Genomic DNA, 26,842 nt, shown 5'->3' on the forward strand with positions numbered 1-26,842 from the left:
CTCCTTACACGATTCGGCCACCGCCCAGGGGGCGGTTGCGGAATCGTTTCAATGCGTCGTTAAACGCGGTTTCGGTAATCTGTTTGCCGGGAGCCCAGCCTGCGGCCTGCATCAGTCCTGCAAGCTCCCAGGACGGCAGGGCGCTTTTGTCTGCCAGCGCCGCCAGGTCCAGCTCCTCTTCCTTTGCCTTTGTCTGTTGTTTTTTGGCCATTTAAGCCTCCTTGGTTTTGGGGGTGAACTGCACCTTGCGGATCAAGGGCAGGTCGGTCTCTTTACAGAGCATCCACTCAAAGGTGAGGTGAAGGCTGTTGCTCCGCCTCACGAACACCTCCGTCCTGTTGCCGGTAAAGCCATCTCGCGTGGCCTTTTCCACGCGAATCTGTACAAGGTTGTTGTCTGCGTCTGCCCGTTTGGGGGGCAGGGTGACGATGAACGCGTTGACAAATGCGTCCAGCCATGACTCATCGTCTGAGATCACCTCGACTCGCACGGGGAGCCGGCCCGTGTAGACCCGGTTGCGGACACGCTGATGGGTCCCTTCCGGCAGCGTCCACTTGGCAAGGGGCCGGGGGGCGTACATGAAGGTTTCTGCCAGGTACTCAAGCTCAATGCGCTTTTTGGGATCGATGGGGGACGGCTTGTTCGGCTTGGCCATCACGCTGTCTGCGCTGAGCCCGCACTGAACCGCCACTTCCCTGATCCATGTTTCCGCCTGCTGTCTCATGCCACCTCCATGCTGTGCCTTGTTTTGTCAAAGGTGTTGAGTGCTTCCATCACCTGAACATCCTCCTTAGCTGCTTTGCGCCTTGGGGAAGGGATCAAGCTTGCCCTCGCGGATGGCAGCAAGATCGGACTCCGCCCGGTTGCGCTCGTGGAGAAGGGGCAGCCATTCGTTGTCGGTGTCGGCCTCGGACGTCACCAGGGTTGTCACCGCCGCCACGGTTCGCCAGGCCGAAAGGGCCGCCGCAATGCGACAGAGGGTGGCCGAAGCGCCGGAGGCCGCATACCCGCCTGCAAGAAGGGCCTCGTCGATCTCCCCATTCACTGCATCCACGGCACGATTCATGATCCCGGGGCTTTTTTCTTCAGCCACCGACAGGTAAGCTTGCAAAACGTACAGGGTCAGGTCTTCCTGTGTGCACCAGGCCATGGCTATGCCTCCTTCTCGGAAATGTTGATTCGTTTCATGTCGTGCTCCTTCGTTGTTGACGCCTGTACTATCCCACGGGTGGCCGGGGGCATGGGTTTCAAGCGTTTTACTCTTAATGCATGGCTCCGGCGGCAAGGGGCTATGTCCCTTGACCCCAGGTGCGCACATGCTCCGCACCTTCGTTCCTCTGGTGCGTCACATGTGCTGACGGGCTGCGCCCGTGAGTGTTGGTCGGGTGCACTCTGTGCACCATGGTCGGGGAACCGGAATTTTGGGGTGATGTGGTGAAATGCGCGGAGAGCAGGGGGGCTTTTTGTTTGCCAGGCCTGGAAGCGAGCGCCGAAGGCGTCCTCAAACCCGCTTCTTATAAATGAGGTAAAAGCGTGGCCCCCGGCGGGGTGCCGGAGGCCTTTTTTAAGTTATGAGAATCGGTTCATCGTTTGCATCCATCGTTCAGGAGGTATTCCTGGATCATTTCAACGGTCCCTTTGACGCCGTCCATTTTCCCTGAGAGCCCGGCGACCTCTTCGGCCACGTCGTTGATGCGGTCGTAGACTGCTGCCAGGTCTTCGTGGGAGAGGGCATGGGCCATGTTTGTCTCCAATTTGGTGACACGCTCGGCAATGACCGACACCTCCTGATGGACCCCTTTGACTTCCCGGGTCTTGGCGTTGAATCGGCTGCCGAGCCACACGTACGCCCCGATGGCGAGGGTGAGGCCGTACTGGCCCGCGTCAAACCAGAACCGCAGGGCTGAATAGTCCGTCGGTTGTGTGCTCACCTTTTCTTCCTTTCATGCCGGGATTCGCAGGAGACGCATCGCACGCAGCCCGGCATGGCCTGGCGCCGTTTCATGGGGATAGGTTCACCGCAATCCACGCATTCGGTGAGGGATTCGGCGGCGGGGGACCGGACCATTGCAAGCTGGTTGGCTATGGCGTTGCGGTTCAGGTGGTCGGCGTAATCGTTTGCTTTGTCACAGATATCCATTGCCTTACGCCCTCCCCAGCTTCAGGTTGCCTGCAAGGCCCTTGGACGCCATGCGGTCTCCGAACCACCAGGTGACCGCTGTCACCGTGAGGTACAGCACAATGTTGATGGTGTCCGAGAGGATGCCTCCGGCCATGGCCGGGGTCAGGGCGGGGCCGTTTACCGCTTCCAGGAGCTGCCACGCCTTTGCCGTGATCCAGGTGGAGACGCCCAGGAGGTAGGCGGTTATCCCGGGCCGGGCCATGGATTTAAAGGCATCGGCCAGTCCGAAGAACAGGGCCAGGAGCACCCCGAAGGGCACGGTGAGGCATTTTGCCCAGCCTGTCATGTCCAGGAGCCGGTCCATGTAGCCGCTGTCAAAGATGCGCACCTGACCTGCTTTCTGGCTCTCGGTAAAGGCCGCCACTTCGGCCACTTCAATCTCTCCTGCCACCCGGGTGCGGGTGACCCTGATGTTGGCTTCGGCCTCGGCCATCATGGCTTCGCTCTCTGCCTCGACCATGGCCACGTCGTGTGCCCGCTGTCTGTCCCGGTCGTCCATCTCCAGGGCCTTGATTTTGCGTTGGTTGTACGAGGACCAGACGGTGCCGATAAGGCCGGTCAGTCCGCCGAAAAGGGTTGTCAAAAGGGTTCCTTCAAGCATGGTTGTTTTCCCAGGGGTCGATGATGGTGATCCGGGCGTCCCGGCCCGCCATCAGGTTGTTGAATTGCCTCACCGTGGCCCGTGACACCAGGACGGCCCGCTGGCCGTTGAGCCAGCCCATGCGCCTTCCCAGCAGCACGCATCCCTCCACATGGGTCTTGAGGCCCTTGCGGATGTCCCCGGCGTAATTGCCGGAGTGAACGAGGATATACGTGCGGTGGGGAACCTGGCGGATGTGGTAGGTGGCACGCCTGGGCGTGACCCGCCATGCCATGGGGTAGGTCCCGGGCGGGATGCACGACACGTTGGGTCGATTCTCCCGCCAGGGCAGCTCCAGGGTGAAGCAGGCAAAGCCAAGCTCGGGGACCGTCAGGATGCCTTCGGTGCCCTGGTCGGATTGGCGTAATCGGGTGAGGTATAGGGTGAGTGTTTTTTCCATGCAGGTATAAAAACACAGAAAAAACAGGGGGTGGGTTTAAAGGGTTTTAACGTATTTTGACAGGCTCCCAGGTGCCCCCACCTGGCCGCCGGGGGCAACTGAATGGTTCAATGCGTTGGCCCTGGTGGGCGGCCCGGGCAGGCCGGTACACCCATCTAATCAAAGGACCGCTTATGCTGGTCTCGATCTTTTCGCAGGGACCGCTGCTTGCTGATGATGTTGTAAATCTGTGCCGTGGTTAACCCGGTCTTTCGGGAAAGCTCACGCTGGTTGCATCCGTCAAAGAGCCGGAAGATCATGGCATCCCGGATGGCCCGTTTTAACTTATCGTCCCTGGGAAGGTAGACGTTGCGTCCGCCCAGGTAGTGGGCAATGACCACGATGACGTTTTGGGACCACTCCAGGGCCTCCTCCGGCTCCATTTTGGCCCAGTCCTGGAAATGATCATCCACCACATCCACCAGTTCGGCCAGGAGGGTGGGCCACAGGCGCTGGTCATCCCTCACCGACGGGTCCAGCCCGCTCAGTACCTGCTTTGCATCCATGGTATTGGGGTCAAACAGTTTTGATTGTTCGGCGTTTCGTTTCATCTCTCCTCCGTATTCTGCTGTCATGCAAGGGCAGGTCATCCCGTCCTGCGATCTCCCGTACGTGTTTTTTTCGCCTATCCGCTACACCGCCGCCAGGGCCAGTGCCACAGGCTTGTAGGCTTCGGTCTCTTCGTCCCGCTCATACACCCGCAAATAGGGTTTTGTGTCGGCCACTTTCATGCTGTCCGTGATGGCCTCCATGGCTTTTTTCCATTTGGGGTGTTCAATCTTCAGCTGGCGAAGGCCCAGGACGCGGGAGGTGCTTACCTTGCCTTCGGAGTCTGTTTTAAAGGCGTGGTCCACAAGGGCTTTTACCTCGCTTCGGCTTCCGTCCGTCCATTCGTGGATGCACTCGTCAATGAGCTCCTTGGCCACCTGGAGGCGCTCGTCAAAGACGATGTAGTCGGCCATGGCTCGTTCGACCCGGTATCGTCCGTCAAAGGAGTGAAGGGTGACGTTTCCTTTTTTACCGCCGATTTTTACCCCGTACTTCTCACCGGAGAGCTGGACAAAGGCCGCCGTGTCCGCCATGGCCCTGCCCTTGAAGTCGGCCAGGACCTTCTGGGTGGCCTTGGCTCTCTCAACGATCTCTTTGACCAGGTCGTCCCGCATCAGGTCCAGTTCCTCTACCTGCTCCATGGGGACCAGGTGGCCTTTCATGTCCTTCATGTATCCTTCAGGTACCTGCATCACTCTTCACCTCCATTGATCAATTAGGTCTTCGGCCCGGTCCGGGGCCTTTCGGGCGGCGGCAATCTCTGGGAGCGCCTTTTGTCTGTACAGCGGCCAGTTCACACTCATCGTTTGATTCCATGGTGGTCGAATTGGATCTTCCACCAGCTTGGCCGTTGTTACGGAATACACTTTTGTGTTAGTGTCTCTTTGATTCGGTTACAATTTGACCTACACATGAAATGTATGATTGTGCAAGTCGCTGGGTTGTGTACACCGTGGGTTGATTTATCGCCCACAAATCTGTTCACGTCAAGTGTATTTTTGATGATGAAGTTTAATTTTTGGTGTACTTAAGGCCCCGGTATGTACATAATGAATAATAATTGCTGGTTACACTTCAGGTTTATTTTTGAGCGTGCCATTGCATCTTAAGTTTAAACGGTTGCAACCGGTTTGGAGGCGCTATGGATTCGGTAAAGGCCATTGATAGAATCATGGAAGCCACAGGTTTAAGCTCGCAAAGAGAGCTTGCGGATTTGCTGAATGTTTCTGTTCAATCTATTTCGAATCAAAAGAAGAAAGAGGGGATTCCTGCCCCCTGGCTCCTGACTCTCTGTGACAGCCATGACCTTAACCCCAAATGGATAAGGGATGGCGTGGGGCCGAAATATATTGGCAGGGACGGTAAGGATGGGAGTGCATGCCATCAGCCTGAAGAGGAGTCACAGCAGGTCAAGCCGCCGTGCGTTCGCCAGGAAGGCCGTATTGAAGAGGATGAGAACGGGGAGCTGAAGGTCCCCGTCCTTGAAGCACCCGAGGTGGATCACTACGACTACATCCCCATGGTTGAGGCCCAGCTGTCGGCAGGGGGGGGCTCCTTCATGGCCAGCGAGCGGATCAGGGATTACTATGCCTTCCGCAAGGCCTTCATTGCCAACGTCGCCACATCGGTGAAAAAGCTTATCCTGATGCGTGTTTCCGGCGAATCCATGGAGCCCGAGATCCGAAACGGGGCCACTGTCATGATAGACCTGGGCCGCAGGCACATTAAAAACAACTGCATTTACGCCCTGGGCCTGGAGGACACCATCATAATAAAAGAGCTGGAGCGTATCCCCGGGGGCCGTGTCCGCGTCATCTCCAAGAACCCCCAGTATCCCGCATACGAAGCCGATGCCAAGGCCCTGCGTATCATCGGCCAGGTGATCTGGGGTGATCGCATGTATCCCATCTAAACGGCCATGCCTTGGGCATTGGAAAACAAAAAAGCGGCTCCGGGAAACTCCCCGGAGCCGCTTAAAAACGAGTCTATTACAGTCTGTAAAAACGGTTTTCCTACCTTCTTTTCCCGCCAATCCCTGCCCCCATGGGCTGACGTTCAGTGACTGTGCTTCCCGGTAGCGGGTTTACCTTTTTCCCGACCCCTTTGATTCCTGCTCCTGTCGGATTGCTGAAAGCGCGGACGAAACAATACCGGTTGGCACGGCAACCAGTCCCAGGCCCAGCATCAGAACAACAAAGGTAAACATCCGTCCACCCGTGGTGATGGGGTAAATATCTCCGTAACCCACCGTCGTAAGGGTTGCCACTGCCCACCAGAGGCAGTCAAAGATTGAGCGGAACACCTCGGGCTGTGCCTGATGCTCAAAGTGGTAGACACCCACCGCTGCAAGGTAAAGCATGACCATGCTGCCCACGGTGAAAATCAGCAGCTCTTCCTTGGCCAGGGCAATGGCCTTGCTGAACCGCAGGAGAGCGCTGTTGTATCGAGCCAGTTTCAAGAGCCTGGTCAGCCGGAGAAGTCTCAAAATCCTCAATGTTCGAAGGTCCACGGCCGGAGCAATATAAAAGGGGAAAATCGCCAGGAAATCCACAATACCGTAAAAGCTGAAAATGAATTTCAGGCGATTCTCGGCGGTGTAGATTCTCCAGAGGTATTCGATGGTGAAAATGCCTACGACACATACCTCGGAATACCATAAAAACCGACGCATACCCGCCGATAAGTCCGGTATGGTTTCAATGGAAAAACAGACAACTGAGTAAAGGATAAGAAGGGTTATAAACAGGGATACGGACGGGGCATCCTGCTTGTGTGTTTCGGTGCTGCTTTCCACCGGAGCGATCTGCTGTGGCTTCATTCTTTTCCTCTGTAAGATTTCAAGACATGATTTTACTGATTGGGTCTTTGTCTGACGGTGAATTATTTATCTTTGTTGTTTTATGAAAGATAATGGGCAGGGGCAACAACTAAATGAAGAGTGACTATGGTTTTGTGTGGGGTATGATTCAGTGATGTGAAAATGCAAAATGTAAATCAGCGTTTGCTGTTTGATTTTCTCACCCTTCGGGCGAGCCGGTGGAGGGCGAAAGGTTTCGGCAGGCATCCGGGGCAGTGGATGTTGTTTCCATTGTTGTTGAAATGAATAAATACAGACTATTACGTTAAAAAAACTATTGACACGCAGGCGGGATGAAATTATGGTGAGTCGTAATAACTAGTTATTGTGGGAATCAAGAAGCGACCCGACAGGATGCTGGAACATCCTGCCAGGCCTGACCAGAACAACCTTACGTGGAGGTCGTCATGGCTAAGCGGTTTTTTACACCACCCCCCGATCCATTTCAAGTCGTATTTTCCTTTATGCGCATCACATCGCGCACCTTTTACCTTCACAATTGCCGATTCAAATGGCCAGTGAACACGTGCATTTCTGACTGACGGCGGGGGAAGACGCCTCTTCGGAATTCTGCGCGTATTCGATCTGCGTTGGTGGCAGCGGTGCTGCGTCTTTTTCCTCATGTTCTCACCGAAGAGGTGTTTTCCCTTTTTCCTTTTTCAGGGCAAGCCTGTTCCCTCGTTGAGGGGCGGCTATTCCTTATAAAAAAACATTTGTCGCGCGTTGGTTTGCCTTCCTTCGGGGGCGTGAACGAGCAAGACGCCACGGATGCGCGATGACGGCGGATCGTGATGAGGGGATCAGGGGATGGTCTCTGCAACAGCCTGAAGATGCGGGCCGTGTCTGTTTTCCTCTCACCAGAATAAAAGGAGGTTGTCATGGCTTTAACCGATATGGACTCTTCCCCGGGGATGTTTGAGGGTACCGAAATTTCAGAATTGTGCGACTCCATCAAGGACATTCACCGCCTGCTGAGGTCCGTCGGATCCTTTTATGCGGAGCTGGATGCCGCGGAAGCGCCCGGGGGCAACGGCCTTCAGATCGATTTCAAGAAATGGGGCATCCGAACCATCACCGAGGACCTCCTGGCCCGTCAGTATGCCAAGATCGATCGGATGGCGGCAATCTATAAGGAAGAGCAGGAGAGGATGAGGGGGAGATAGGGCCCAAACGCATCGAACAGGCCGGTGGCCAGGCGGAGTCAGGGGGATGGGCCGTATTGGCCTCTTCAGGTAAAGGATCGCAGGTTTCTGGGGGTGGCTGAAGCAGCAGGTCGCCGGCTTCACCGAGCCGGGGGATACTCGGTATGTCCACACGTACAAATAACACGGCCCGGCTATCTGGTTTTTGCTGTTTGCCTGGCTCCTTTGCTTTGTTTTTTTTGGGGGGGTAGAGTTTCTTAGTGTTGAATAATATAGATATACTTTTTGCTCTTTGTTCTATACGCTATGTTTGAAAAATGGTGGGTAAGGTTGTTTATAGTTTGAGGATGTTGAGTGATGTTTAACTTTGAAAAGTAGGATATGATGAAAACACTTCGGCTTGCTATTTTGACGGCTTTTATTCTCCTGCCCTCGCTTGTCTTGGCGGGAAACTGTGACAACCCAACAAATGATTTTGATGGCGTCTATTGTCTCACCAAAAATTATCTGGCCGTAGATACCCGGCTCAATGAAACGTATGGTGAATTGATTTCCTTTCTGACCGATGATCAGAAAAGACAGCTAAATAAAGAACAGATCCAATGGATGAAAGAGAGAAATGCGACGTGCTCTATAGATCATGAGGGACGTTTTTTCATTGATCTTAACCTTGCCACGCAATCAACTCTATCGCGTTTGTCATATTTGAACAAAGAGCTTCAGCGATTCAAAAAATCGGGGGACGTCAGCCTTAGCGCTTCTTCCGATACCAGCAAACCATTGGACCCGCCTCTCTTGAATTTGCCACGGCCTTACAAAGTCAGCACCTTTTCAGCCATGTATTTTAACGGGACGGACCATGTGAGTTCCGAAATGGTCACGCATCCTTCCATTAATTATGAGAATGACGTTTTTTGTAAAATTCCTGCCAGCAGCTTTGAGGCCGTTTGGGAGGCGAACATTGACGCCCAGGAGGCATGCCGCCTGCCCATATCGTTCGCTTCGACAACACACGGTATGGCTGCCTTTTTTTTGGATGATGTGTCCATACCCAACGGGCTGGATTCCAATGGGAGCCTGTCCATTCCCCTTGAAACCGGAGCGCATCGTCTGCGAATTGAGTACAAAAACCATGGGTACAGAGCAAATTTTAACGCAGCGGTGGTGAACTATCCCGGTGCATCCAGCAAAGGCGACCTCCAGGTATTTTTTGAAAAAGCGTTAAGTAATTCAGCCAGGTCCGTTCACATTTCAGGTGAAACCACCACCGACTATAACAATAATGTCCATGTATACTTACCCGACGAGGGCCCGGTTTTTTTGGTTCTTGAGAGCCAGACATCGATTAACTGGACTTTTTATAATCAGAGCGACGTCAGGGTAAGCGGTGTTCTTATCTGCTGTGATTCCGGAGCCTCCACAGTAACGGGGATCCGCGAAGATACACCTGTATATCACGTGGAAGCAATTGATCGATCCGTGTATCAAGGCATGCTCCCGGAAGCATTTGATTATGAGTATAAAGAGAAAAATATGCTTCGGGCTGATTTCTCGTATTGATGTGGCCGCTATCCACTGAAAGCACGGTGTTTCAGTGGAAACGATGGATCATTTAAGCGTAAGCTGAAAGAAAAATATATGATGAATGAAAATCAAAAAAAGGGATTGTTGGCCGTCCTGCTTGTTACCCTCTGCATCCTGCTGGTCCCTCAGTTCGTAAAATCAAAGGCTCCGGAAACCCCGAAAGTCAAACCAGAAACCGTGAAATCCGATCTGCGGACATACCTCGAAGGGTTGCAGTATGATAAAGGCTCTTCGGTTAAAGCGCTTGCCTACAACCCCACGTGCGGAATGCTGGGTGTGGGGTATGAAAACGGAATGGTTGAGTGGCATGATACCAGCGGAATGAAAGCACCTCAAAACTTCAAGGCACATGACATGCGGGTGAGCAACATCGCCATCTCAGATGACGGTGCCATGGGCTTTACAAATTCTTATTTTGACGATGCAACGAGAGTTTGGGATCTCAAGACAGGGTCTTTGGTAACCACAATTGCCGATGCGCGTAAAGCGTCAATAATCTATGAGGAAACTATAGATTATAAGGTCGTATTTGCATGCGGCTCAGGCCGCGTAAAGATATTTGACACCCGATGGGGTATTTATGACGATATTTATAAATTCGAGGCCTCTGCTACATCAATGGCTTTGAGTTCTGACAGGCGCTGGCTCTCCGTGGGCTCTTCGGCGGGTGGTATTGATGTCTGGGAAGTGACGCGTCAGGGCGATAAACCTGTTCTTGTGAAACAGGGGGCCATACAACCCTATGAAAAAGGGAACTGGATCATCAGCGTTACATTTAACGATACATGCGACAAACTCTATACCGTGACACAAAAAGGCCAGATCGACAGCTGGCGTGTCCCGGGCCTTGAGAGAGAATATCATTTCGTGTCGGGTATCAAGCATGCCTATTCCGCCGTTCCCTTAGGGCGGCCGAACTCAATTATCCTGATGGGCTCTAAAGATAAATGGGGACAAGGATATAGCCACGGTGAGTTGATAGACTTGGACAAGGGAAGCAACAGGCTTGTTTTTAAACGTGTCGCATCACACTGCGTTCCACTGCTCTTTCCTTCCATGCACACCCTGATGGTTGCCTCCGGGAAAACAAATCATCTTGTTGACGTTTCGCGTTTTGCGTCAGGCAACTAAAGACGATGGGACAGGCCGTCTTTGCGAGGCATAGGCCGGAGGGGCCATCAGCATTTTTACATACAGACAAAAAAAGATATTTCCGGATGCTCTGGGGGATTATACAACCATGCACTGAAATGCCCAGAAGAGAACCGTGATATTTTGGAGCGGGTTTTGGAGACCCTGGCAGGTGTTGTTTCGGGTGTGCTTGTTATCTGCCTTGAGCCCAATACAGACTGATCTTGGCGAACAAATCCGGCGGGTACTATCCGGGCCTGCCGGGCTAACCGCCGATGCTTCGCCTTAACCGGCTATCCCCTTCGTTTGCAATACGTTCAAACAGGGAATCGAGCTGGGGAAACACATCCCATCTGTCCTTGTGAAGGTGACCTGCGATAAGGTCAATGACCTTAAGCTCCAAGGCATCAATGCGTTTGCCTTTCCAGAGTGTGTCAGCCAGCGCAAGGGTCAGCTCTTCAAGGGAGCATTCCATTTTATGCCAGCGGCCGTGGGACAAACAGCACCGGGCCAGTTTCGGAGAAACCCCCTGGTCAAGCAGCATTTTTTCACCCTGGGGCTCATGGTTTGAACCGGGCGTCGACATCTCTTGGGGGTGGACGATTTTTCCTATGTCATGGATGACAACCGCGGTCTGTACAAACTCGGAATCGACGGGAACGTTCAGTTTTTCGAATGTGGTCAGAAGCGCGTTTGCCGCTTCACCCACCAGCTTGGCGTGGGTGATGAGATGGCCGGGTGCTCCCATGGTTTTCAGCAGTTCAAATGCGTCTGTCTGTGAATGCAGCAACGAGGAGTCTCCCGATGTCGTTCGTTTAAGAGTGTAGCCACTGACGGTTTGTCTGTCTTTTATCCGTGGCTGCACGCAACGGCCTGGAAATGATGATACCCCTGCTCGTCCGGGTCTGCCATGGCCACCCAACCCTGGGGGGTGTTGGTGAGGCGGATGCGGGTTTTGACGGGCTGGCCGTCGGGGCGCGTGAGGTTGCACGGCCGGGTGGGTTTCATGGAGAGCAGGCTGATGAGCTGGGTGCGGGTGAGCTCCCTGCCGAAGAGGGTTTTCCAGATGACAAAGCGGCAGCCGCCTTTGTCGGCAGGCCAGTTGGCGCAGCCGAAGCCTCTTTTGCCTTCGATGATGGTGCCGCCGCAGGCCGGGCAAGGGGGCAGGGGCTTCTGGGGGGCGTCGGGCCTGGGGGTTCTGGGTGCAGGCGGCTGGGCCTGGTTTGATTCGGAGGCAGGTCGCTCCGAGGCCCAGGGCACGGGGCCGTCGTTTTTTTTGCCGCTCTTTTTGGGCTTGGAGTCGAAGTCAAAGGTGGTTTGCCAGGTGCCCTCTTTCTGCACAAGAACGATGGCAGCGGAGAACCGCTTTTTCTTTTTGGAGAGAAATCCGTTGTAGGGACCGGATTTTTTTGTGCGCAGGAGGTGGCCCACCATGTTGGGCGTCAGCGTTTTGCCGGCCATTTTTTTCCAGATGGTGAAGCCGCAGGTGCAGGTGTAGTTTTTGTAAGCTTCGATGACCTCGCCCCCGCAGGCCGGGCAGCGGCCCACCACCTCGCCGGTCTTTTTCCGGGAGGCCGGAGCCTTGCCTTCCATGGCAAGGGTTTTCAGCTCTTCCATGGACTTTTCGACGAACCCTTTGATGGCGGCAAGGAAGGTGTCGTTTGAGCCGTCGTTTTCCCCTAAGGCAATGCGGTTGAGGCTCATCTCCCAGCGGGCGGTCTCTTCAGGGGAGGTGAGGACCTTGCTGACGGCGGTCTTCTGGAGCATCTCCACCAGGTAGCAGCCCTTGTCAGTGGCGTTGAGGGTTTTGCCTTCGCGTTTTGCGTACTCGCGGGTGATGAGGATCTCCAGGATCTGGGCGCGGGTGGACTGGGTGCCGATGCCGATCTCACCGCGGAAGAGGTCCTTCATGGCCTTTTCCGAGACGTAGCGGCCCGGGTTGGTCATCTCCTTCAAGATCAGGGCGTCGGTGTAGGCCGGGGGTGGGGTGGTCTCCTTTTTTTCCGGGGCCACCTTCTGTTTGTGGGCGGGATCCCCCTTGGCCAGGGGCGGGATGTGGGCCTCTTCCTCTTTTTTTGCTTTCACCGGCCATGCCGCGCGCCAGCCCGGAGAGAGGATGATCTTGCCCGTGGTCTGGAAGGTCTCCTGGGAGAACCCGGTGACGATCTTTGTGTTTTCGTAGTGGCAGTTGGGGTGAAAGGCCGCGGCAAACCGCCGGAGCACCAGCTCGAAGATCTTGGCCTCGTCCGCCGATGCGCTGGGGGGAAGGTTCTTTAAGGGAATCAGGGCGTGGTGGTCCGTGAGCTTGGCGTCGTTGAAAACCCGCTTGTTGCTAAGGGAGATGCGTCCGTGGTCCACCCCTTCAAACAGGGCCGGGGCTGACGGGGCGAGTTTTTCCACCAGCTTTTTGACCATGTCCAGGTTCTGGGTGCCCAGGACCCGGGAGTCGGTGCGGGGGTAGGAGAGGCATTTTTTGTCCTGATAGAGCCCCTGGGCTACGCTCAAGGTCTTTTTGGCGGGGAATCCGAACCGCTTGTTGGCCTCCTGCTGGAGGTCGGTGAGGGAGAAGAGAAAGGGCGGGGGCTCCGACTTTTTCTCTTTTTCCGCAGAGAGTACCGTGCCCGGTGCGTTGTCGCCGGTGAGCCGCTCCACAAGGGCTCTGGCCGTCTCCAGGTCGAAGAGGCGCGTCTCCTTGCCCTTGAACCAGGTGCCGATCCAGGTGCCCTTCTCGTTTTGAAAGTGAACTTTTATCAGAAGGTAGGGCTCGGGCTTGAAGTTCTCCCGCTCCCGCCGTCTCTGCACCAGAAGGGCCAGGACCGCCGTCTGCACCCTGCCCACGGAGTAAAGATCCCCCAGGCGCACGGTAAGGGCCCGTGTTCCGTTCATCCCCACCATCCAGTCCGCCACCTGCCGGTAGTACCCCGCACGCCAGAGGCGGTCGTAGTCGGTGATGGGCTTCAGCTTATTCAAGGTGCTTCTCACCACGGCAGGGGTCAGGGCCTGGCTTGTCCAGAACCGCATGATCCGCCCCTTGTCCGTAAAGCCCGCCTGCAACAGGATGGTCCGGGCGATGACCTCGCCCTCGCGCCCTGCGTCCGTTGCGATAATTACCCGGGAGAGCCCCGGGGTTTTGAGGAGCTTTTTGATGACCGAGAGCTGCTTGCCGCTTTTTTTGATGGGCTTGTACTTAAAGGGCTCCGGCAGGATGGGCAGGGTGTCCAGGGACCATTTCTTGAAGGAGGGGCTGTAATCCTCGGGGGCGAACAGCTCCACCAGGTGGCCCACGGCCCAGCAGATCAGGGTGTCGTTGCCCTCGAAATAGCCGTCGCGCTTTGTGCGGACGCCCAGGGCCTTGGAGAAGTCAACCGCCACGGAGGGCTTTTCAGTGAGGATGAGAGTGGTCATAAAGCTGTCATAGCGTAAAATCCTGGAAGAAGGAACGCAAAAAGAAGGTGCTTAAGGTGATCTTAGGGTTGGGGCGTATGGGGGGATAGTGAAGAGTGAATAGGAAGTAGTGAATGGTAAGTAGTGAATGGTGAATAGATAATAGAGAGCGGCGCAAAAGCAAGGGACGGTACAAAAATAAAACGTAACTATTCAGCTCAAAAAAAAACAGCCTCCGGCGGCAAGGTGTGCCACCTTGAAAGCAGATAGCAGATGTGTTTTGCCCCTCGTTCCTCGGGTCAAATCACATCCGCCTTTAAAGTAAAAGTTCACTCAAAAAGATTTTTTAAAACCTGTTTGTTAAACCCGCCTTTATAAAATCAGGCAAAAGTTTAGCCCCCGGCAGGGCCGCCGGAGGCATAGGCTGAATAGTTACAATAAAACATACAAAAGCGATGCCTTCGGCGGCAAGGTGAGCCATCTTGAAAGCTGGTCGCCGCTGTGACGTGTATATTTATTGGTTTTTTGTTTGGGCCCTAACACAATAGAAGGACGGTGCACTCGACTCGTGACATATCCGGGCTAAATTTTTGATTGGCCGTTGTGGTAATTGAAGAGTGTTTTTCCGCGTAAGCCATTGACACGCAAGAGGGTAACGATTTCCGTTCACCACTCACCACTCACCACTCACCACTCACCACTCACCACTCACCACTCACCACTCACCATTCACTACTCACGATCTATTTAAGCGGCTCAAACAGATACTCCAGCCCATTCACCTTGATTTCATAGACCAGCCCCAGCATCTCCCCCAGCTCTCCTTTGGGAAATCCCTCCTGGTGGAACCACACTACATAGGGCTCGGGAAGGTCCACGAGGAGGACGCCCTGGTATTTTCCGAAGGGCATGGGGGTGCGGGCGACTTTCAGGAGCATGGTGGGGTCAAACGTCGGGCTTTGCATGGGGTGGGGCCTTTTTCATCAATCATTATGGGCGATGGCATGAACAACCGATACACGCATCGAAACAGGGCACTCTCGTCGAGTTGCCGTAAACCAGGGCCATTGGTTACCGAAAAATGCTCCCCTTGGGAAGCCTTTTACGCAAGGTGACATGAAAATACGCTCCTTTCAAGGGGCCGCGGCTTGCTTTCTGGAAGGTGCGCTGATAGATTTCCACCATCCATCATCAAAAGAGGGTGTTGGGCGTTTTTGTTGCAGGCCCGTTCGGTCTGTCTGTTGTGGGTCACGGGCACAGCCGTGGGCTGTTTTTTATGTTTCGGGGTTTTTATCGTGCCAGGTGCTAAGAGAGTTGTTTTGTTTTTAGTTTTATGGGTGTGCGCGGCCGTGTGGATCGTGTTGCCCGCGCCCCGAGCCCAGGCCCAGGAGCCTCCCCACAAGAACATTCTCATCCTGCACTCCTTTCACAAGGGGCACGTCTGGAATGACAGCATCTCACAGGGCATCGACGCCGGGCTGGCGCGTGCGGACGCTTCGTCCATGGTCCTCAGTGTCTATTACGAGTACATGGACGCCGAACGGTTCGACAATGCTGGGCAGGCGCGTCGCCTGGCCGATTTTCTAAGGGATAAATACCGGCAAATTGCCTTTGACGTGATCATCGCCACCGATGATTCGGCCTTCCGCTTTCTGCTGGATGAAAAAAAGAAGATATTTGCCGACACCCCGGTGGTTTTCTGCGGGGTGAACTATTTTGAAGAGTTCGAGATGTTCGGCCACGACCGCTTTACGGGGGTGGTGGAGCGCATCGACATCCTGGAGACCGTCCGCACAGCCCTTCGCCTTCATCCCCGGACCCGGGAGGTCCTGGTGGTGGTGGACCAGACCGATACCAGCATCGCCATCCTGAAAACCATTGTCACCTATTTCAAAGCCATGGACGACCCGTCTATTTTCCGGTTTATTCCGGCCATGAGCATGGAGGAACTTCAGGAGAAGGTGAGCCACCTGCCTGAAGACACGGTGGTGCTGTTTGTCAATTTCACCGTGGACCGCACCGGCCGCACCTTTTCCATGAAGGAGGGGCTCCGGCGTGTGGCCCGTGCCTCCAGTGCCCCCATCTACACCTTCTGGGACAATTATCTGGGCTATGGTGTGGTGGGGGGCATGATGGCCAGCGGCAGCGCCCACGGAGAGAAAGCCGCCGACATCGCCCTGGGCCTGTTGTCCGGCAAGTCGGTCCAGGCCGTGCCGGTGTTCAAGGAGAGCCTCAACCGCCATATGTTCGATTACACTCAGATGGAGCGGTTCCACATCAAAGAGGCGTCCCTTCCGGCCGGGGCCGAGGTGATCAACGTGCCCTTCTCCTTTTACAGCACCTACAAAGAGCTGGTGTGGGGCATTGTCCTGAGTATCGTGGGCTTAAGTATGATCATCCTGGTGCTGGTGGTGAACACCTTTAAGCGAAAGCGGGTGGAGACCTCCCTGACCTACTACTCCAACCAGCTGCGCGTGCTGAACTCCATTGACCGGGCGGTGCTGGACGGGAGTTTTTCTTCGGAGACGGTGCGGGACGTGCTTCGGTATGTACGGGATCTGTACGACTGTCGCTGGGCCTGTGTGGTCTCCTTTGATTTTGAGAGGGCACGGGCCACGGTGGTTGCCGTGGACACGGCCTCGGGCCACGGGGTGCCCGAGGGGAGCGCCTATCCCATCGGGGAGTTCCATCCAGATATCCTGGCCAGGGGGCGGCGCATGACCGTGGCCGGGGACGAGGCCGAGAAAAATGCCCTGCTTTCCGGGTTCCAGCGGTCGGAAGGGGGCACGGACGGCTACGTGAGCGTGCCGCTCATGGCCAACGAGGAGCTTATCGGGGCCCTGAACCTCTGCCGGTTCGGCCAGCCCGGCTTGCCCATCAAGAACCTGGATATCGTCAAGGAGGTGGCCACGTCCCTTGCCGTGGCCATCCAGAGCGTGAACCTCATGGAGGCCACGCTGCGGCACGGCCACGAGCTGGAGCGGCTTTCGGCCAAGGTGTTTGAGATGCAGGAGACCACCTGCCGCAAGATCTCCTTTGAACTCCACGACGAGATCGGCCAGGCCCTCACCGCCGCCACCCTGAACCTTGCGGCCATGAAGAAGATGATTGCCTCAGGGGCCGGTGCCAACCTCACCGGGCTCCTGGCAGACACCGAGGAGATCGTCAACCGCCTGTACGAGCAGGCCCATGATCTCTCCATCAACCTCTGGCCACCCATGCTGCGGGATTTCGGCTTGGGACCCACTTTAAGGTGGTACCTGAGTCGCATCGGGGAGAAGGTGGATATCCCCCTGATCCTTGATGCCCCGGATTTTCCGGAGAGGCCCTCGGAAGAGATCGAAGCCGCGGTCTACAGGCTGGCCCAGGAGGCCTTGAACAATATCGTAAAACATGCCCGTGCCACCCGGGTGACCATCTCCCTTTCGCTGCGCACCGACGGGATGATCGTTTTTAAGGTGGAGGACGACGGGGTGGGCTTTGAGCCCGAAGCCGTCACCGCCGGTGGGGAGATGAATCACAAGCTGGGGCTTCTGGGCATGCGGGAGCGCATCGCCTTTCTGGGGGGGCGCTTTACCCTGTGGTCCAGCCCGGGGCAGGGAACCTCCATTGTGACGGAGATTCCCTGGAAGCCAAAAGGGGCGTAAGGCTAAAAAAAGCAGAAGACATGTAAGGAAGTGACGATTATGACCAACATAAAGGTGCTGGTTGCCGAAGACCATACCATTGTCCGCAAAGGGCTTTGCGCCCTGCTCCATGCAGAGACCGACATCGAGGTGGTGGGGGAGGCTGAGAACGGCCGTGAGGCCGTGAAGATGGTTGAGCAGCTTGGTCCGGACGTGGTGCTCATGGATATTACCATGCCGGAGCTCAACGGCATGGACGCCACGCGCCAGCTGAAAAAGAAGTTCCCGGAGCTGAAGATTCTGATCCTCTCCATGCACACCAGCGAGGAGTATATTTTTGAGACCCTCCGCGCCGGAGCCTCCGGGTATCTGGTGAAGCGGTCGGCCACCACCGATCTTATCCAGGCCATCCACGTGGCCTACAAGGGGGAGTCCTACCTGAGCCCGGACATTTCAAGTAAGGTGATCACCTACTACGTGAAGCAGAAGGAAGGTGGAGGATCCGCCGAACCCGAGGGCCTCGACAAGCTTTCGGACCGGGAGCGGGAGGTGCTCCAGCTCATCGCCGAGGGGCATGCCAACCGGGATATCGCCGAGCAGCTCTTCATCAGCCCCAAGACCGTGGAGGCCCATCGCGCCAATATCCAGAGAAAACTCAAAATCTCGGGTACGGCTGAGCTGACCAAATACGCCATTATCAAGGGGCTTGTGGAACTGGGACTGTAACAGAGTCTGGGGAGGGAATAAGGGCAGGCGCGCCGCATGATGGTGTGGCACGCCTTCGGGGAAGGGCCTCCGGCAGTGCTGCCGGAGGCTTTTTTGCGTTTAAAGGGCCGCTGTGTAGATCCCGACGACGTCCTCAAGGGTGGGGCGTCTGGGGTTGGTGACACCGCAGGCGTCTTTCTGGGCGTTCCCCGCCATGATGGGCAGGTCCTCTTTTTTAACCCCAAGCACGGTGAGGTTTTCGGGGATGCCGATGTCCCGTGAGAGGGTCTGGATGGCGGTGAGGGCGGTTTCGGCCGCCTCGCGGGTGGAGAGGCCCTCCACGTTTTCCCCCATGGCAATGGCAATATCCACGTAGCGATCGAGCCTTGCGATGAGGTTGAATCGGGAGACATGGGGCAGCAGAATGGCGTTGCACACCCCGTGGGGCAGGTCGTAGTAACCGCCGAGCTGATGGGCCATGGCGTGGACATGGCCCAGGCTGGCGTTGTTGAAGGCCATGCCCGCCAGGTATTCGGCGTAGGCCATTTTGTCCCGCGCCTCGATGTCCTCGCCGTTGGCAACGGCCGGACGGAGATAGTCGGAGATCAGCTCGATGGCCTTGAGGGCGCAGGCATCGGTGACGGGGGTGGCGATGGTGGAGACGTAGGCCTCCACCGCATGGGTGAGGGCGTCCATGCCTGTTGCCGCGGTGAGGGACGAGGGCATGCCCACCATGAGGAGAGGGTCGTTAATGGCGATGGCCGGGGTGACGCGCCAGTCCACAATGGCCATTTTCACCTTCCGCGAGGTGTCGGTGATGATGCAGAACCGGGTCATCTCGCTGGCTGTTCCGGCCGTGGTGTTGATGGCGATGAAGGGGGGCATGGCCTGGGTGGACTGATCCACCCCTTCGTAATCGTGGATGGTTCCGCCGTTGGTGGCCACGATGCCGATGCCTTTGCCGCAGTCGTGGGGGCTCCCCCCGCCCAGGGTGATGATCATGTCGCAGCCGCTCTCCTTGAAGAGGGCCACGCCGTCTGCCACGTTCTTGTCCGTGGGGTTCGGGACGGTGTCGTCGTAGAGAACGACCTCGGAGCCGGTCTCGGCTTTGATGAGGTCCGTGATCTGCGCCGTAAGACCGGCGTCGGTGATGCCCTTGTCCGTGACCAGCAGGGGCTTTTTGGCGCCCAGGGTTTTGATCTGTTCTCCGAGTTGTTTATGGGAACCTACGCCCATGAGGGTGACGGTGGGAATATAAAATCCGTAGACAGCATCTGATTGTGCCATGATGGATACTCCTTTGCGTGTGTAATGATGGCAGTTGGTTTTTTGACCACGCCTGGCGTGGTGGTGTGTTGTACTGCAAAAGCAGGGCCGAAGTCTGGGTGTTTTTGCCCTGGTGGCCCTGGATTTGGCGCTGCTTTTACTCAACAGTGTGAATTCGCAGGGAACAGGCGCTTGAAAAAAATGTGGGCGTCGGTGGCGTGCAGAAGGGTGCGGGGTGGGAGCGGAAGAGGGGCTGGATCCTTGTGACCCGGTTGGATCCGGGCAGTGGAACTGTTTGATACGGCCGGGGGAACCCGGCCTGCACCTTAGAGAGCCTCGGCGTCCTTTGCCATGCCCTCGGCCACGATGGACTGGATTTTTTCAAGAATGCGCCTGGCCTCCATTTTCGGCATCAGGGGGCTGACCTCCTTGACCCAGAGCTGCTTGATCTTGATCACCTCGGGGAGCTTCAGCCAGGTGTCCACCTCTTCTTTTGAGGCAAAGGCGATCGAGCAGCCGGCCGCTCTCTGGGCTGCCACCGTTTCATCGAGCATGGGCTTATAGAGCGTTGCAAAGTGGCGCTTGGAGTTGGCCGAAGCCGTGAGGATGATCTCCTGGAGCTCTTGGGGCAAGCGATTCCACGTGTCGATGTTGATGGTAACATGGAAGGGGACGGGGTTCCAGAATTCTTTGAATACCAGGATGTTGGGGGCTACGGTGTCGAGGCCCACCCGATGGATGGCGTCGATGTTGGTGTAGATGCCTTCCAGGGCGTTGGTCTTCAGGGCCATGTAGGTATCTGCCCAGGGCAGGGAGACAGGGACAGCGCCGACACCTTCCAGGACCTTGAGAAGCCAGCGGCTGGATGCCCGGATTCTGCGATGCCTGAAATCGCTGAGGGAAGAGACGGGTTCGGTAAAGGCCCCTGCAATGGGAAGCACGGAGTAGGTGTAGACAATCTTCTGGCGGTATTTCAGGAATTCGTCGTTGAGCTGGGGGATGTTGTCGTAGATGGTATCGTAGACCCACATCCGGTTGGTGTAGTCGGCAGGTCCCTGCTGGAACAGGGTGATGGCGCCGTTGACCACCAGGCGGCTGGGGTAATAGTTGATGTTGACGTGCCCCATGTCCACGGTGCCGTCTTTGACCCCTTCAAGGATCTCTTTGTCTTTGAGGTAGGACTGTTCCCAGAAGACCCGGATATGGATTTTTCCCTGGCCCAGGCGCTCCACCTCATCCACAAAGGCTTTTTCCGCCATGCCGCGCAGGCCCACCGGAGCGGTGTTGGTGGCGTAGGTCAGGGTGACGGCCCCTTCCCCGAAGCAGGGGAAAGGGCGCCCCAGGGCCACGGCGAGCAGGATGAGGATACCCGTCGCGACCTGTGTAGCCGGTGACTTTTTTACGGTGGAAAAAAATGTTGCGGTGAAAAAAAGAGGCTTCATCGGTACGGCTCCATGTGGTGGTCATAAACGCCCGGATTCCCACGACCGGGCATTTACTATAATAGATCCGCATTGTCATCACACCTTCTTTTTCAGCCCCACGGCTGATTTCTATTCCACCGACCCTCAAGGTAGGTGAAATCCACCCCGGGTGTCCATTGGGGAAACCCCTAAAATGGTTGAGAGATTCCCCTATTTTCCTGATAATATACATTTTTTATGAAGTTCATCAGTTTTTGCTTGCAATCATTTCCCATTCGGATAATGATTTTTCAAGTCATCACATTTTCCATCCCACAACGCATCCGAATCTTTCCCACGCGTCCTCACAGGCGCTTCGATGCGAACCGGGCCTGCCAGGGCTCCGTCACTGAACGGACGGGCCTTTGAAGCAGGCTCCCTGATTTTTTCTATCCCACACGTCAAAGAGTTCGTGCCTGAACAGCCCGTGGGCGCTGCCGGTTTGATGCCGGTCGTGCTGCTGCGGCGGCAACGCCGGTACGTGGCTTCGGGTACGGGGTTCGGCCTGCACCGCCGAACGTATCCTGTCGCTTCGCGATGTACTACACCTTAGGAGATGAAGACGTGAAATTGAAATTGTATCACAAGATTATCATTGGTCTGGTTGCCGGTTTTTTTGCCGGGATCCTGTTGGGAGACAAAGCCGAATACCTCAAGCCCATCGGAGATATCTTCATTCGATGCCTGCGGCTCATCGTGGTGCCCCTGATCCTGTCCACCCTCGTCACCGGCGTCACCAGCGCCGGGGATCCCAAGAAGATCGGATCCCTGGGCATCAAGACCGTGACCTACTTCATCGTGACCACCTTTTTTGCCGTTGTCATCGGCCTGGTGGTGGCCAACGGCTTTCAGCCGGGTGCAGGCCTCGCCCTGGGCGAGGTGAGTGAGATCGCAAGGCCCGACAAGGTCTCTCCCATGCAGATGATCGTCAACATGGTTCCCCTGAACCCTGCCGAGGCCCTGGCCAAGGGCAACGTTCTCCAGATCATTATCTTTGCCCTGCTTTTCGGTGGCGCCCTCTCCCTTGCCGGTGACAAGGGCAAGCCCGTGGCCGATTTTTTCGCGGCCCTTGCCGAGGTGATGTTCAAGCTCTCCGACATCGTGATCCGCATGGCCCCTTACGGGGTGTTTGCCCTCATCGCCTGGACATCGGGCAAGTTCGGCCTGGCCATTCTCATGCCCATGGGCAAGCTCATCGTGGCCACCCTCATTGCCAGTACTCTCCACGTGCTCATTGTCTACACCGGGGCCGTCAAGTTCCTGGCCCGTGTCAGCCCCATCCACTACTTTAAAAAAGTCTTTGAGCCCGCCCTGGTGGGCCTGAGTACCTGCAGCGCGGCTGCGGCCTTTCCCTTTACCATGCGTGCCCAGAAGCAGCTCGGGGTGCCCGAGCGAGTCTCCGGGTTTACCCTGCCCATGGCCCTGACCATCAACATGGACGGCACCGCCCTGTACCAGGCTGTCGGCGCCGTGTTCGTGGCCAATATCTACGGGGTGGATCTCACCATTGCCCAGCAGGCAACCATCGTCATGACCGCGGTGCTGGCGTCCATCGGCACGGCCAGTATCCCCGGCGGCGGTCTCATCATGCTGACCCTGGTCCTTGAATCCGTGGGGCTTCCCCTGGAAGGCATCGCCATTGTGGCGGGCATCGACCGAATCCTCGACATGTTCCGCACCACCACCAACATCTTCGGGGACAACTCCTCCGGCCTTGTTGTGGCGGCCCTTGAAAAGGACCTGGACCGCGAGATCGCGTCTACGCCCCTGAGTGACATGGAGATCGAGGAAGTCTGATAACGGATTCTGATTTCCGGTGTTTCCCAAAAAGCCCTTCGGTGGATGCCGCCGAAGGGCTTTTTTTATGGGGCGTCCTCTCTTGCTTTTACAGCGCCTATCTTTCCGGGTTTATGGTATAATAACACCGTAAGACCACACGCCGTCACATGCTTCATCCCGTCCTGTTTTGTTGACCGGGTTTTTTCCCTTTTTCATGTCCCCTTCCCCCACAGGTTCCGAACCCTGGTGTGGCGATGAACCGTTCACCGGCCTTCAGGGTGGGCCCGGCGCCCCCCGGAGAGGCCGAAAGACGATCCAAAAAGGAGGGCACATGTACAACAGCAAACAGATTTGCGACAGGATTCGCAGCTTTTACCCGGATTCCGGTGAGTGCGACAAAGACCTGCGCATCACCTACAACAAGGAGGAGCATGCCTGGCTGGTGGAGGCTTCGGGGTGGAAACGGCCCATGAAGACCTATGTGGAAGAAGAGGACGTGGACGCCTGCCTGTCACGCGGTCACTGTGTGGGCTTGAGCTTTCAGGTGGGACAGATGCGGGCCAATGCCGGTGGCGGCAGCATCGACGAATCCTGATACCGTGCCTTATCGGCATGTCCGGGAACAGACGGCGGGTGGAGCTGGGACCGGGGCATGACCCCGGACGCGGGATGCCCGGTGAAGGGAGTCCTGCGTCCTTTGGGTCACAATCGTGTCACTGTGTGAGGATCTGGCTGAGGAAGAGCTGGGTGCGGTCGTAGGTGGGGTTGGTGAAGAACTCCTGTGGGGGCGCTTCCTCAATGATCTCCCCTGCGTCCATGAAGATGACCCGGTCGGCCACGGTGCGGGCAAACCCCATTTCGTGGGTGACGCAGACCATGGTCATGCCCTCTTCTGCCAGCTCGGTCATGACGTCCAGAACCTCCTTGATCATCTCCGGGTCCAGGGCGCTGGTGGGCTCGTCAAAAAGCATGATGCGCGGGTTCATGCACAGGGCCCGTGCGATGGCGGCACGCTGCTGCTGACCGCCGGAGAGTTGGCCGGGGTACTTGTGGGCCTGGGAATCGATATGAACCCGGGCCAGAAAGTCCATGGCCATTTTTTTTGCCTTTTTTTCCGGCATCTGTCGCACCCAGGTGGGGGCCAGGGTGAGGTTCTCCAGAATGGTGAGGTGGGGAAAGAGGTTGAACCCCTGGAAGACCATGCCCACGTTTTTCCGGATATCGGTGACGTTTTTCAGGTCCCGTGTGAGCTCGGTGCCCTCCACGGTGATGGTGCCCTGCTGGTGCTCTTCCAGGCGGTTGATGCACCGGATCAGGGTGGATTTGCCTGAACCCGAGGGACCGCAGATGACGATGCGCTCTCCCTTGTGGACACTCAGGTTGATGTGCTTGAGCACGTGGAAGTGGCCGTACCACTTGTTGAGGTCGTTGATCTCGATGACGACGGGTTGAGTCATGGTAAATGCCCCTTTGCTACCAGGCGTTGTGTTTTTCAATGGATCGTCCGTACCGGCTGATGGAAAAGCAGATCACCCAGTATACCAGGGCGCAGAAGACGTAAGCTTCGGCTTCGTAGCCGAGCCAGTCCGGGTCCTGGGTGGAGGCTTTGATCATGCCGAGAAAATCGAGCAGGCCCACGATGATGACCAGGGAGGTGTCCTTGAACAGGGCCACGCAGCGCCCGATGATGGACGGGATCACGTGGTGCAGGGCCTGGGGCAGGACGATGAGGCGGGTGGCCTGCCACTTGGTGAGCCCCGTGGAGAGGGCCGCTTCCATCTGGCCGGGAGGAATGGCCTGGAGGCCGCCCCGGATCACTTCGGCAATGTAGGCGGACGAAAAGAGGATCACCCCGATCTGTACCCGGAGCAGGTTGTTGATGGTCACGCCTTCCGGGAGAAAGAGGGGGAGCATCACCGAGGCCATGAAAAGGATGGTGATGAGGGGAACCCCCCGGATGAGTTCGATGAGCCCCACGCACAGGGCTTTCACACCGGCCATTTCGGAGCGTCGCCCCAGGGCCAGGAGCATGCCCAGGGGAAGGGAGATGAGGATCCCCACCACGGCCAGTCCCATGCTGAGCATGAGCCCGCCCCAGAGGGACTGGTCCACAGATGTCAGGCCCATGCCCCCGTTGATGATCCAGAAGACGGGCAGGGGCAGGGAGAACCAGAGGATGGCCAGGGTACGTGCGCTCACCAGCCTGAAGAGGGTAAGGATCACCACGCCCATGAGAAGCACGAAGGAGGCCACGGGTCTCCAGATATACTCCCCGGGATAGATGCCCACCATGAGCACGCGGAATTTTTCCACCACAAAGGCCCAGCAGGCCCCTTCCCGTGCCGCGCCGCAGGCGGCTTTCGTCACCCAGGACGCTTTGAATATGGCCCAGGAGAGAAGGGCGGGGACGGTGTTAAAGAGCAGGAGAAGGGCCAGGATGGTCAGGACCGTGTTGAGTTTGCCGTTGAACAGGTTCTGACGGATCCAGCCGATGGGCCCGGCCACGTCCAGTGGCGGCGCCTCCGCCGGTCTCGGGGTGAATGTTTTTATCGGTTCAGCTTCTGCGGGTATCATAATCACCACTTCTTTGTTTCTTAAACATGCACATAAACGCGCATTGACAAGTTGGGGCCCGGGGTATTTTTTCCTTAGCCCTTAGCCCTTAGCCCTTAGCCCTTAGCCCTTAGCCCTTAGCCTTTAACCTTTAGCCCTTAGCCTTTAGCCTTTAGCCCTTAGCCCTTAGCCCTTCAGCCCTTAGCCTTTAACTCTTATCTCCCAATCAACTGCACCCTCGCGTTGAGCCAGTTCATGAACAGGGAGATGACCAGGTTGATGCACAGGTAGACGGCCATCCACATGACGATGATCTCGATGGCCTGGTCGTTCTGGCCGATGACGGTGCCGCCCACGGAGACCATGTCCGGGTAGCCGATGGCCACGGCAAGGGAGCTGTTTTTCACGAGGCTGGCGTAGTCGTTGGTGGTGGCGGGGATGGTGACCCTCAGGGCCTGGGGCAGGATGACCCGGCGCATGATAAGGCCTTCGGGCAGGCCCAGGGCGTGGGCTGCGTCAAGCTGGCCTTTGGCAACGGACTGGATGCCGCTTCGGACGTTCTCCGCGATAAAGGCAGCGGTGTAAAGGACCAGGCCGATGACCAGGGCGCAGAACTCCGGCCGGATGACGGCGCCCCCCTTGAAGTTGAATCCCCTGAGTACCGGCATCTCCAGGCTGGCGGGCAGGCCCAGGAGCAGAGCGGCCACAAGGGGCAGGCCAAAGGTCAGGGCCAGGCCGATGCGGACGGAGGGCAGGGCGCGGCCTGTCTCTTTGCGCCTTTTCGTGGCCTTGCGGTGGACGATGACCGAGGCGATAAGGCCCAGGGCAAAGGCGGCGGGAATGAGCCAGAACCCGCTCTCCGGGATGAGCTTGGGAAAGTAGATCCCCCGGTTGTTGAGGAAAAAGCCGATGCCCCAGTGAAGGCTTTGCCTGGGGGAGGGAAGGGCCGCAAGGACCACTCCGTAGGTGAAAAAGAGGATCAGCAGCAGGGGGATGTTGCGGAGCACCTCCACGTAGATCTCGGCGAGGCGCGCCACGAGCCAGTTGCCGGAGACCCGTGCCACGCCCACCACCACGCCGATGAGGGTGGCCAGCACGATGCTGACGGCGGAGACATACAGGGTGTTGAGGACCCCGATGAAGAAGGCGTAGCCGTAGGTGTCGGCCGGGGTGTAGGGCAACAGGGCGTCGCTGATGGGCATGCCCGCTTCGTAGGAGAGAAACCCGAAGCCGGAGGCGATGTTCCGGGACGCGAGGTTGGCCTGTGTGTTCACAAAAAGCATGTGGCAGAACCAGAGAATTCCCCCCATGACAAGGAGCTGTATGAGGATGGTCCGGCCCTGCGCTTTTGACAGGGAAAGCAGTGGTTGTTTCATGAAAATGACATCTTTGTACGCTGGTGGTGGTAACGATGGATGGGCGCCGGAGAGCCTGGCTCTTCCGAAACCTTCAAGCCTCCGATGAACCGACATCGGAGGCTTGGGTGGTCAAGGACGCTGTCTTTGCCTTGACCCTGGGGCCGGGACAGGTCGGCAAGGGCCG

General features: G+C 56.8%; 26 protein-coding genes. 8 read left to right on the forward strand and 18 right to left on the reverse strand.

Annotation, left to right across the window (positions count from 1 at the left end):
• Positions 1-4: 4 nt before the first annotated feature.
• From MSL71_RS18200 to MSL71_RS18240, 9 genes are all read right to left on the reverse strand, one after another.
• Positions 5-211 (reverse strand): hypothetical protein, encoded by a 207-nt coding sequence (locus MSL71_RS18200; RefSeq protein WP_092215598.1) that lies wholly within the window; start codon positions 209-211, stop codon positions 5-7.
• On the reverse strand, positions 212-724 hold the full coding sequence (locus tag MSL71_RS18205) for a hypothetical protein (protein ID WP_180143118.1): 513 nt from the start codon (positions 722-724) through the stop codon (positions 212-214).
• 66 nt (positions 725-790) lie between these two features.
• Positions 791-1,150 carry a hypothetical protein gene (locus MSL71_RS18210; RefSeq protein ID WP_180143120.1) on the reverse strand — a complete coding sequence of 120 codons (360 nt, stop codon included), beginning with the start codon at positions 1,148-1,150 and terminating at the stop codon, positions 791-793.
• A 433-nt stretch (positions 1,151-1,583) separates the two neighbouring features.
• On the reverse strand, positions 1,584-1,931 hold the full coding sequence (locus MSL71_RS18215) for a DUF2730 family protein (RefSeq protein WP_180143122.1): 348 nt from the start codon (positions 1,929-1,931) through the stop codon (positions 1,584-1,586).
• Positions 1,928-2,140, reverse strand: a complete 213-nt coding sequence (locus tag MSL71_RS18220; RefSeq protein WP_180143124.1) for a TraR/DksA family transcriptional regulator — start codon at positions 2,138-2,140, stop codon at positions 1,928-1,930. The genes MSL71_RS18215 and MSL71_RS18220 overlap by 4 nt, the downstream gene beginning before the upstream one ends.
• A 4-nt stretch (positions 2,141-2,144) precedes the next feature.
• Positions 2,145-2,783, reverse strand: coding sequence for a hypothetical protein (locus MSL71_RS18225; RefSeq protein WP_180143126.1), 639 nt, complete (start codon positions 2,781-2,783; stop codon positions 2,145-2,147).
• Positions 2,776-3,222, reverse strand: coding sequence for a DUF5675 family protein (locus MSL71_RS18230; protein WP_180143128.1), 447 nt, complete (start codon positions 3,220-3,222; stop codon positions 2,776-2,778). The genes MSL71_RS18225 and MSL71_RS18230 overlap by 8 nt, the downstream gene beginning before the upstream one ends.
• 155 nt (positions 3,223-3,377) lie before the next feature.
• Positions 3,378-3,812 carry a Mor transcription activator family protein gene (locus MSL71_RS18235; protein WP_180143131.1) on the reverse strand — a complete coding sequence of 145 codons (435 nt, stop codon included), beginning with the start codon at positions 3,810-3,812 and terminating at the stop codon, positions 3,378-3,380.
• A gap of 81 nt (positions 3,813-3,893) precedes the next feature.
• A complete protein-coding gene (locus tag MSL71_RS18240) occupies positions 3,894-4,502 on the reverse strand; it encodes a DUF3164 family protein (protein WP_180143133.1) in 609 nt (202 codons plus the stop codon).
• A 449-nt stretch (positions 4,503-4,951) separates the two neighbouring features.
• On the opposite strand from MSL71_RS18240, the gene MSL71_RS18245 reads away from it, so the two are divergent.
• Positions 4,952-5,722 carry a LexA family transcriptional regulator gene (locus tag MSL71_RS18245; protein WP_180143135.1) on the forward strand — a complete coding sequence of 257 codons (771 nt, stop codon included), beginning with the start codon at positions 4,952-4,954 and terminating at the stop codon, positions 5,720-5,722.
• 171 nt (positions 5,723-5,893) lie between these two features.
• Here MSL71_RS18245 and MSL71_RS18250 read toward each other — a convergent pair whose 3' ends face one another.
• Positions 5,894-6,628 (reverse strand): ion transporter, encoded by a 735-nt coding sequence (locus MSL71_RS18250; RefSeq protein WP_180143137.1) that lies wholly within the window; start codon positions 6,626-6,628, stop codon positions 5,894-5,896.
• Positions 6,629-7,545: 917 nt separating this feature from the next.
• Here MSL71_RS18250 and MSL71_RS18255 point away from each other — a divergent pair.
• The 3 genes from MSL71_RS18255 to MSL71_RS18265 all read left to right on the forward strand — a co-directional run bounded on the left by MSL71_RS18255 (position 7,546) and on the right by MSL71_RS18265 (position 10,524).
• Positions 7,546-7,830 (forward strand): hypothetical protein, encoded by a 285-nt coding sequence (locus MSL71_RS18255; RefSeq protein WP_180143139.1) that lies wholly within the window; start codon positions 7,546-7,548, stop codon positions 7,828-7,830.
• Positions 7,831-8,190: 360 nt separating this feature from the next.
• Positions 8,191-9,369, forward strand: a complete 1,179-nt coding sequence (locus tag MSL71_RS18260) for a lysozyme inhibitor LprI family protein (protein ID WP_180143141.1) — start codon at positions 8,191-8,193, stop codon at positions 9,367-9,369.
• A 78-nt stretch (positions 9,370-9,447) separates the two neighbouring features.
• A complete protein-coding gene (locus MSL71_RS18265) occupies positions 9,448-10,524 on the forward strand; it encodes a WD40 repeat domain-containing protein (RefSeq protein ID WP_180143143.1) in 1,077 nt (358 codons plus the stop codon).
• A gap of 265 nt (positions 10,525-10,789) precedes the next feature.
• Here MSL71_RS18265 and MSL71_RS18270 read toward each other — a convergent pair whose 3' ends face one another.
• The 3 genes from MSL71_RS18270 to MSL71_RS18280 all read right to left on the reverse strand — a co-directional run bounded on the left by MSL71_RS18270 (position 10,790) and on the right by MSL71_RS18280 (position 14,873).
• Positions 10,790-11,389 carry an HD domain-containing protein gene (locus MSL71_RS18270; RefSeq protein ID WP_218951074.1) on the reverse strand — a complete coding sequence of 200 codons (600 nt, stop codon included), beginning with the start codon at positions 11,387-11,389 and terminating at the stop codon, positions 10,790-10,792.
• Positions 11,374-13,929 (reverse strand): DNA topoisomerase III, encoded by a 2,556-nt coding sequence (gene topB, locus MSL71_RS18275; protein WP_180143145.1) that lies wholly within the window; start codon positions 13,927-13,929, stop codon positions 11,374-11,376. Before topB ends, MSL71_RS18270 begins: the two co-directional genes overlap by 16 nt.
• 722 nt (positions 13,930-14,651) lie before the next feature.
• A complete protein-coding gene (locus tag MSL71_RS18280; RefSeq protein ID WP_180143147.1) occupies positions 14,652-14,873 on the reverse strand; it encodes a DUF3820 family protein in 222 nt (73 codons plus the stop codon).
• A gap of 354 nt (positions 14,874-15,227) precedes the next feature.
• Here MSL71_RS18280 and MSL71_RS18285 point away from each other — a divergent pair, with 354 nt between their 5' ends.
• Both MSL71_RS18285 and MSL71_RS18290 read left to right on the forward strand, forming a co-directional pair.
• Complete coding sequence (locus MSL71_RS18285; RefSeq protein WP_180143149.1) at positions 15,228-17,555, forward strand: ATP-binding protein; 2,328 nt, start codon at positions 15,228-15,230, stop codon at positions 17,553-17,555.
• Positions 17,556-17,594: 39 nt separating this feature from the next.
• On the forward strand, positions 17,595-18,260 hold the full coding sequence (locus MSL71_RS18290; RefSeq protein WP_180143151.1) for a response regulator: 666 nt from the start codon (positions 17,595-17,597) through the stop codon (positions 18,258-18,260).
• A gap of 99 nt (positions 18,261-18,359) precedes the next feature.
• Here MSL71_RS18290 and MSL71_RS18295 read toward each other — a convergent pair whose 3' ends face one another.
• Complete coding sequence (locus MSL71_RS18295) at positions 18,360-19,526, reverse strand: iron-containing alcohol dehydrogenase (RefSeq protein WP_180143153.1); 1,167 nt, start codon at positions 19,524-19,526, stop codon at positions 18,360-18,362.
• A 305-nt stretch (positions 19,527-19,831) separates the two neighbouring features.
• Positions 19,832-20,947: a TRAP transporter substrate-binding protein DctP gene (gene dctP, locus MSL71_RS18300; RefSeq protein ID WP_180143155.1), complete on the reverse strand. Its 1,116-nt coding sequence runs from the start codon at positions 20,945-20,947 to the stop codon at positions 19,832-19,834.
• Positions 20,948-21,532: 585 nt separating this feature from the next.
• Here dctP and MSL71_RS18305 point away from each other — a divergent pair.
• Together MSL71_RS18305 and MSL71_RS18310 are read left to right on the forward strand one after the other, a co-directional pair.
• Complete coding sequence (locus MSL71_RS18305) at positions 21,533-22,765, forward strand: dicarboxylate/amino acid:cation symporter (protein WP_218951075.1); 1,233 nt, start codon at positions 21,533-21,535, stop codon at positions 22,763-22,765.
• A gap of 313 nt (positions 22,766-23,078) precedes the next feature.
• Positions 23,079-23,342 (forward strand): hypothetical protein, encoded by a 264-nt coding sequence (locus tag MSL71_RS18310; protein WP_180143157.1) that lies wholly within the window; start codon positions 23,079-23,081, stop codon positions 23,340-23,342.
• Between the two features lie 118 nt (positions 23,343-23,460).
• Here the strand turns inward: MSL71_RS18310 and MSL71_RS18315 are convergent, their stop codons facing one another.
• From MSL71_RS18315 to MSL71_RS18325, 3 genes are all read right to left on the reverse strand, one after another.
• On the reverse strand, positions 23,461-24,204 hold the full coding sequence (locus MSL71_RS18315; protein WP_180143159.1) for an amino acid ABC transporter ATP-binding protein: 744 nt from the start codon (positions 24,202-24,204) through the stop codon (positions 23,461-23,463).
• A 16-nt stretch (positions 24,205-24,220) separates the two neighbouring features.
• Positions 24,221-25,321 carry an amino acid ABC transporter permease gene (locus MSL71_RS18320; protein ID WP_180143161.1) on the reverse strand — a complete coding sequence of 367 codons (1,101 nt, stop codon included), beginning with the start codon at positions 25,319-25,321 and terminating at the stop codon, positions 24,221-24,223.
• 194 nt (positions 25,322-25,515) lie between these two features.
• Positions 25,516-26,676: an amino acid ABC transporter permease gene (locus MSL71_RS18325; RefSeq protein WP_180143163.1), complete on the reverse strand. Its 1,161-nt coding sequence runs from the start codon at positions 26,674-26,676 to the stop codon at positions 25,516-25,518.
• Positions 26,677-26,842 lie beyond the last annotated feature (166 nt).

This window comes from Desulfoluna butyratoxydans, from assembly GCF_900699765.1.
In the GTDB taxonomy this organism is placed as follows: Bacteria; Desulfobacterota; Desulfobacteria; order Desulfobacterales; family Desulfolunaceae; genus Desulfoluna; species Desulfoluna butyratoxydans.

What these genes read in the sequence shown, in the direction of transcription:
- MSL71_RS18200 (WP_092215598.1), bottom strand. Translation starts at nt 211, where the DNA reads ATGGCCAAAAAACAACAGACAAAGGCAAAGGAAGAGGAGCTGGACCTG.
- MSL71_RS18205 (WP_180143118.1), bottom strand. Translation starts at nt 724, where the DNA reads ATGAGACAGCAGGCGGAAACATGGATCAGGGAAGTGGCGGTTCAGTGC.
- MSL71_RS18210 (WP_180143120.1), bottom strand. Translation starts at nt 1,150, where the DNA reads ATGGCCTGGTGCACACAGGAAGACCTGACCCTGTACGTTTTGCAAGCT.
- MSL71_RS18220 (WP_180143124.1), bottom strand. Translation starts at nt 2,140, where the DNA reads ATGGATATCTGTGACAAAGCAAACGATTACGCCGACCACCTGAACCGC.
- MSL71_RS18225 (WP_180143126.1), bottom strand. Translation starts at nt 2,783, where the DNA reads ATGCTTGAAGGAACCCTTTTGACAACCCTTTTCGGCGGACTGACCGGC.
- MSL71_RS18230 (WP_180143128.1), bottom strand. Translation starts at nt 3,222, where the DNA reads ATGGAAAAAACACTCACCCTATACCTCACCCGATTACGCCAATCCGAC.
- MSL71_RS18235 (WP_180143131.1), bottom strand. Translation starts at nt 3,812, where the DNA reads ATGAAACGAAACGCCGAACAATCAAAACTGTTTGACCCCAATACCATG.
- MSL71_RS18240 (WP_180143133.1), bottom strand. Translation starts at nt 4,502, where the DNA reads ATGCAGGTACCTGAAGGATACATGAAGGACATGAAAGGCCACCTGGTC.
- MSL71_RS18245 (WP_180143135.1), top strand. Translation starts at nt 4,952, where the DNA reads ATGGATTCGGTAAAGGCCATTGATAGAATCATGGAAGCCACAGGTTTA.
- MSL71_RS18250 (WP_180143137.1), bottom strand. Translation starts at nt 6,628, where the DNA reads ATGAAGCCACAGCAGATCGCTCCGGTGGAAAGCAGCACCGAAACACAC.
- MSL71_RS18255 (WP_180143139.1), top strand. Translation starts at nt 7,546, where the DNA reads ATGGCTTTAACCGATATGGACTCTTCCCCGGGGATGTTTGAGGGTACC.
- MSL71_RS18260 (WP_180143141.1), top strand. Translation starts at nt 8,191, where the DNA reads ATGATGAAAACACTTCGGCTTGCTATTTTGACGGCTTTTATTCTCCTG.
- MSL71_RS18265 (WP_180143143.1), top strand. Translation starts at nt 9,448, where the DNA reads ATGATGAATGAAAATCAAAAAAAGGGATTGTTGGCCGTCCTGCTTGTT.
- topB (WP_180143145.1), bottom strand. Translation starts at nt 13,929, where the DNA reads ATGACCACTCTCATCCTCACTGAAAAGCCCTCCGTGGCGGTTGACTTC.
- MSL71_RS18280 (WP_180143147.1), bottom strand. Translation starts at nt 14,873, where the DNA reads ATGCAAAGCCCGACGTTTGACCCCACCATGCTCCTGAAAGTCGCCCGC.
- MSL71_RS18290 (WP_180143151.1), top strand. Translation starts at nt 17,595, where the DNA reads ATGACCAACATAAAGGTGCTGGTTGCCGAAGACCATACCATTGTCCGC.
- MSL71_RS18295 (WP_180143153.1), bottom strand. Translation starts at nt 19,526, where the DNA reads ATGGCACAATCAGATGCTGTCTACGGATTTTATATTCCCACCGTCACC.
- dctP (WP_180143155.1), bottom strand. Translation starts at nt 20,947, where the DNA reads ATGAAGCCTCTTTTTTTCACCGCAACATTTTTTTCCACCGTAAAAAAG.
- MSL71_RS18310 (WP_180143157.1), top strand. Translation starts at nt 23,079, where the DNA reads ATGTACAACAGCAAACAGATTTGCGACAGGATTCGCAGCTTTTACCCG.
- MSL71_RS18315 (WP_180143159.1), bottom strand. Translation starts at nt 24,204, where the DNA reads ATGACTCAACCCGTCGTCATCGAGATCAACGACCTCAACAAGTGGTAC.
- MSL71_RS18320 (WP_180143161.1), bottom strand. Translation starts at nt 25,321, where the DNA reads ATGATACCCGCAGAAGCTGAACCGATAAAAACATTCACCCCGAGACCG.
- MSL71_RS18325 (WP_180143163.1), bottom strand. Translation starts at nt 26,676, where the DNA reads ATGAAACAACCACTGCTTTCCCTGTCAAAAGCGCAGGGCCGGACCATC.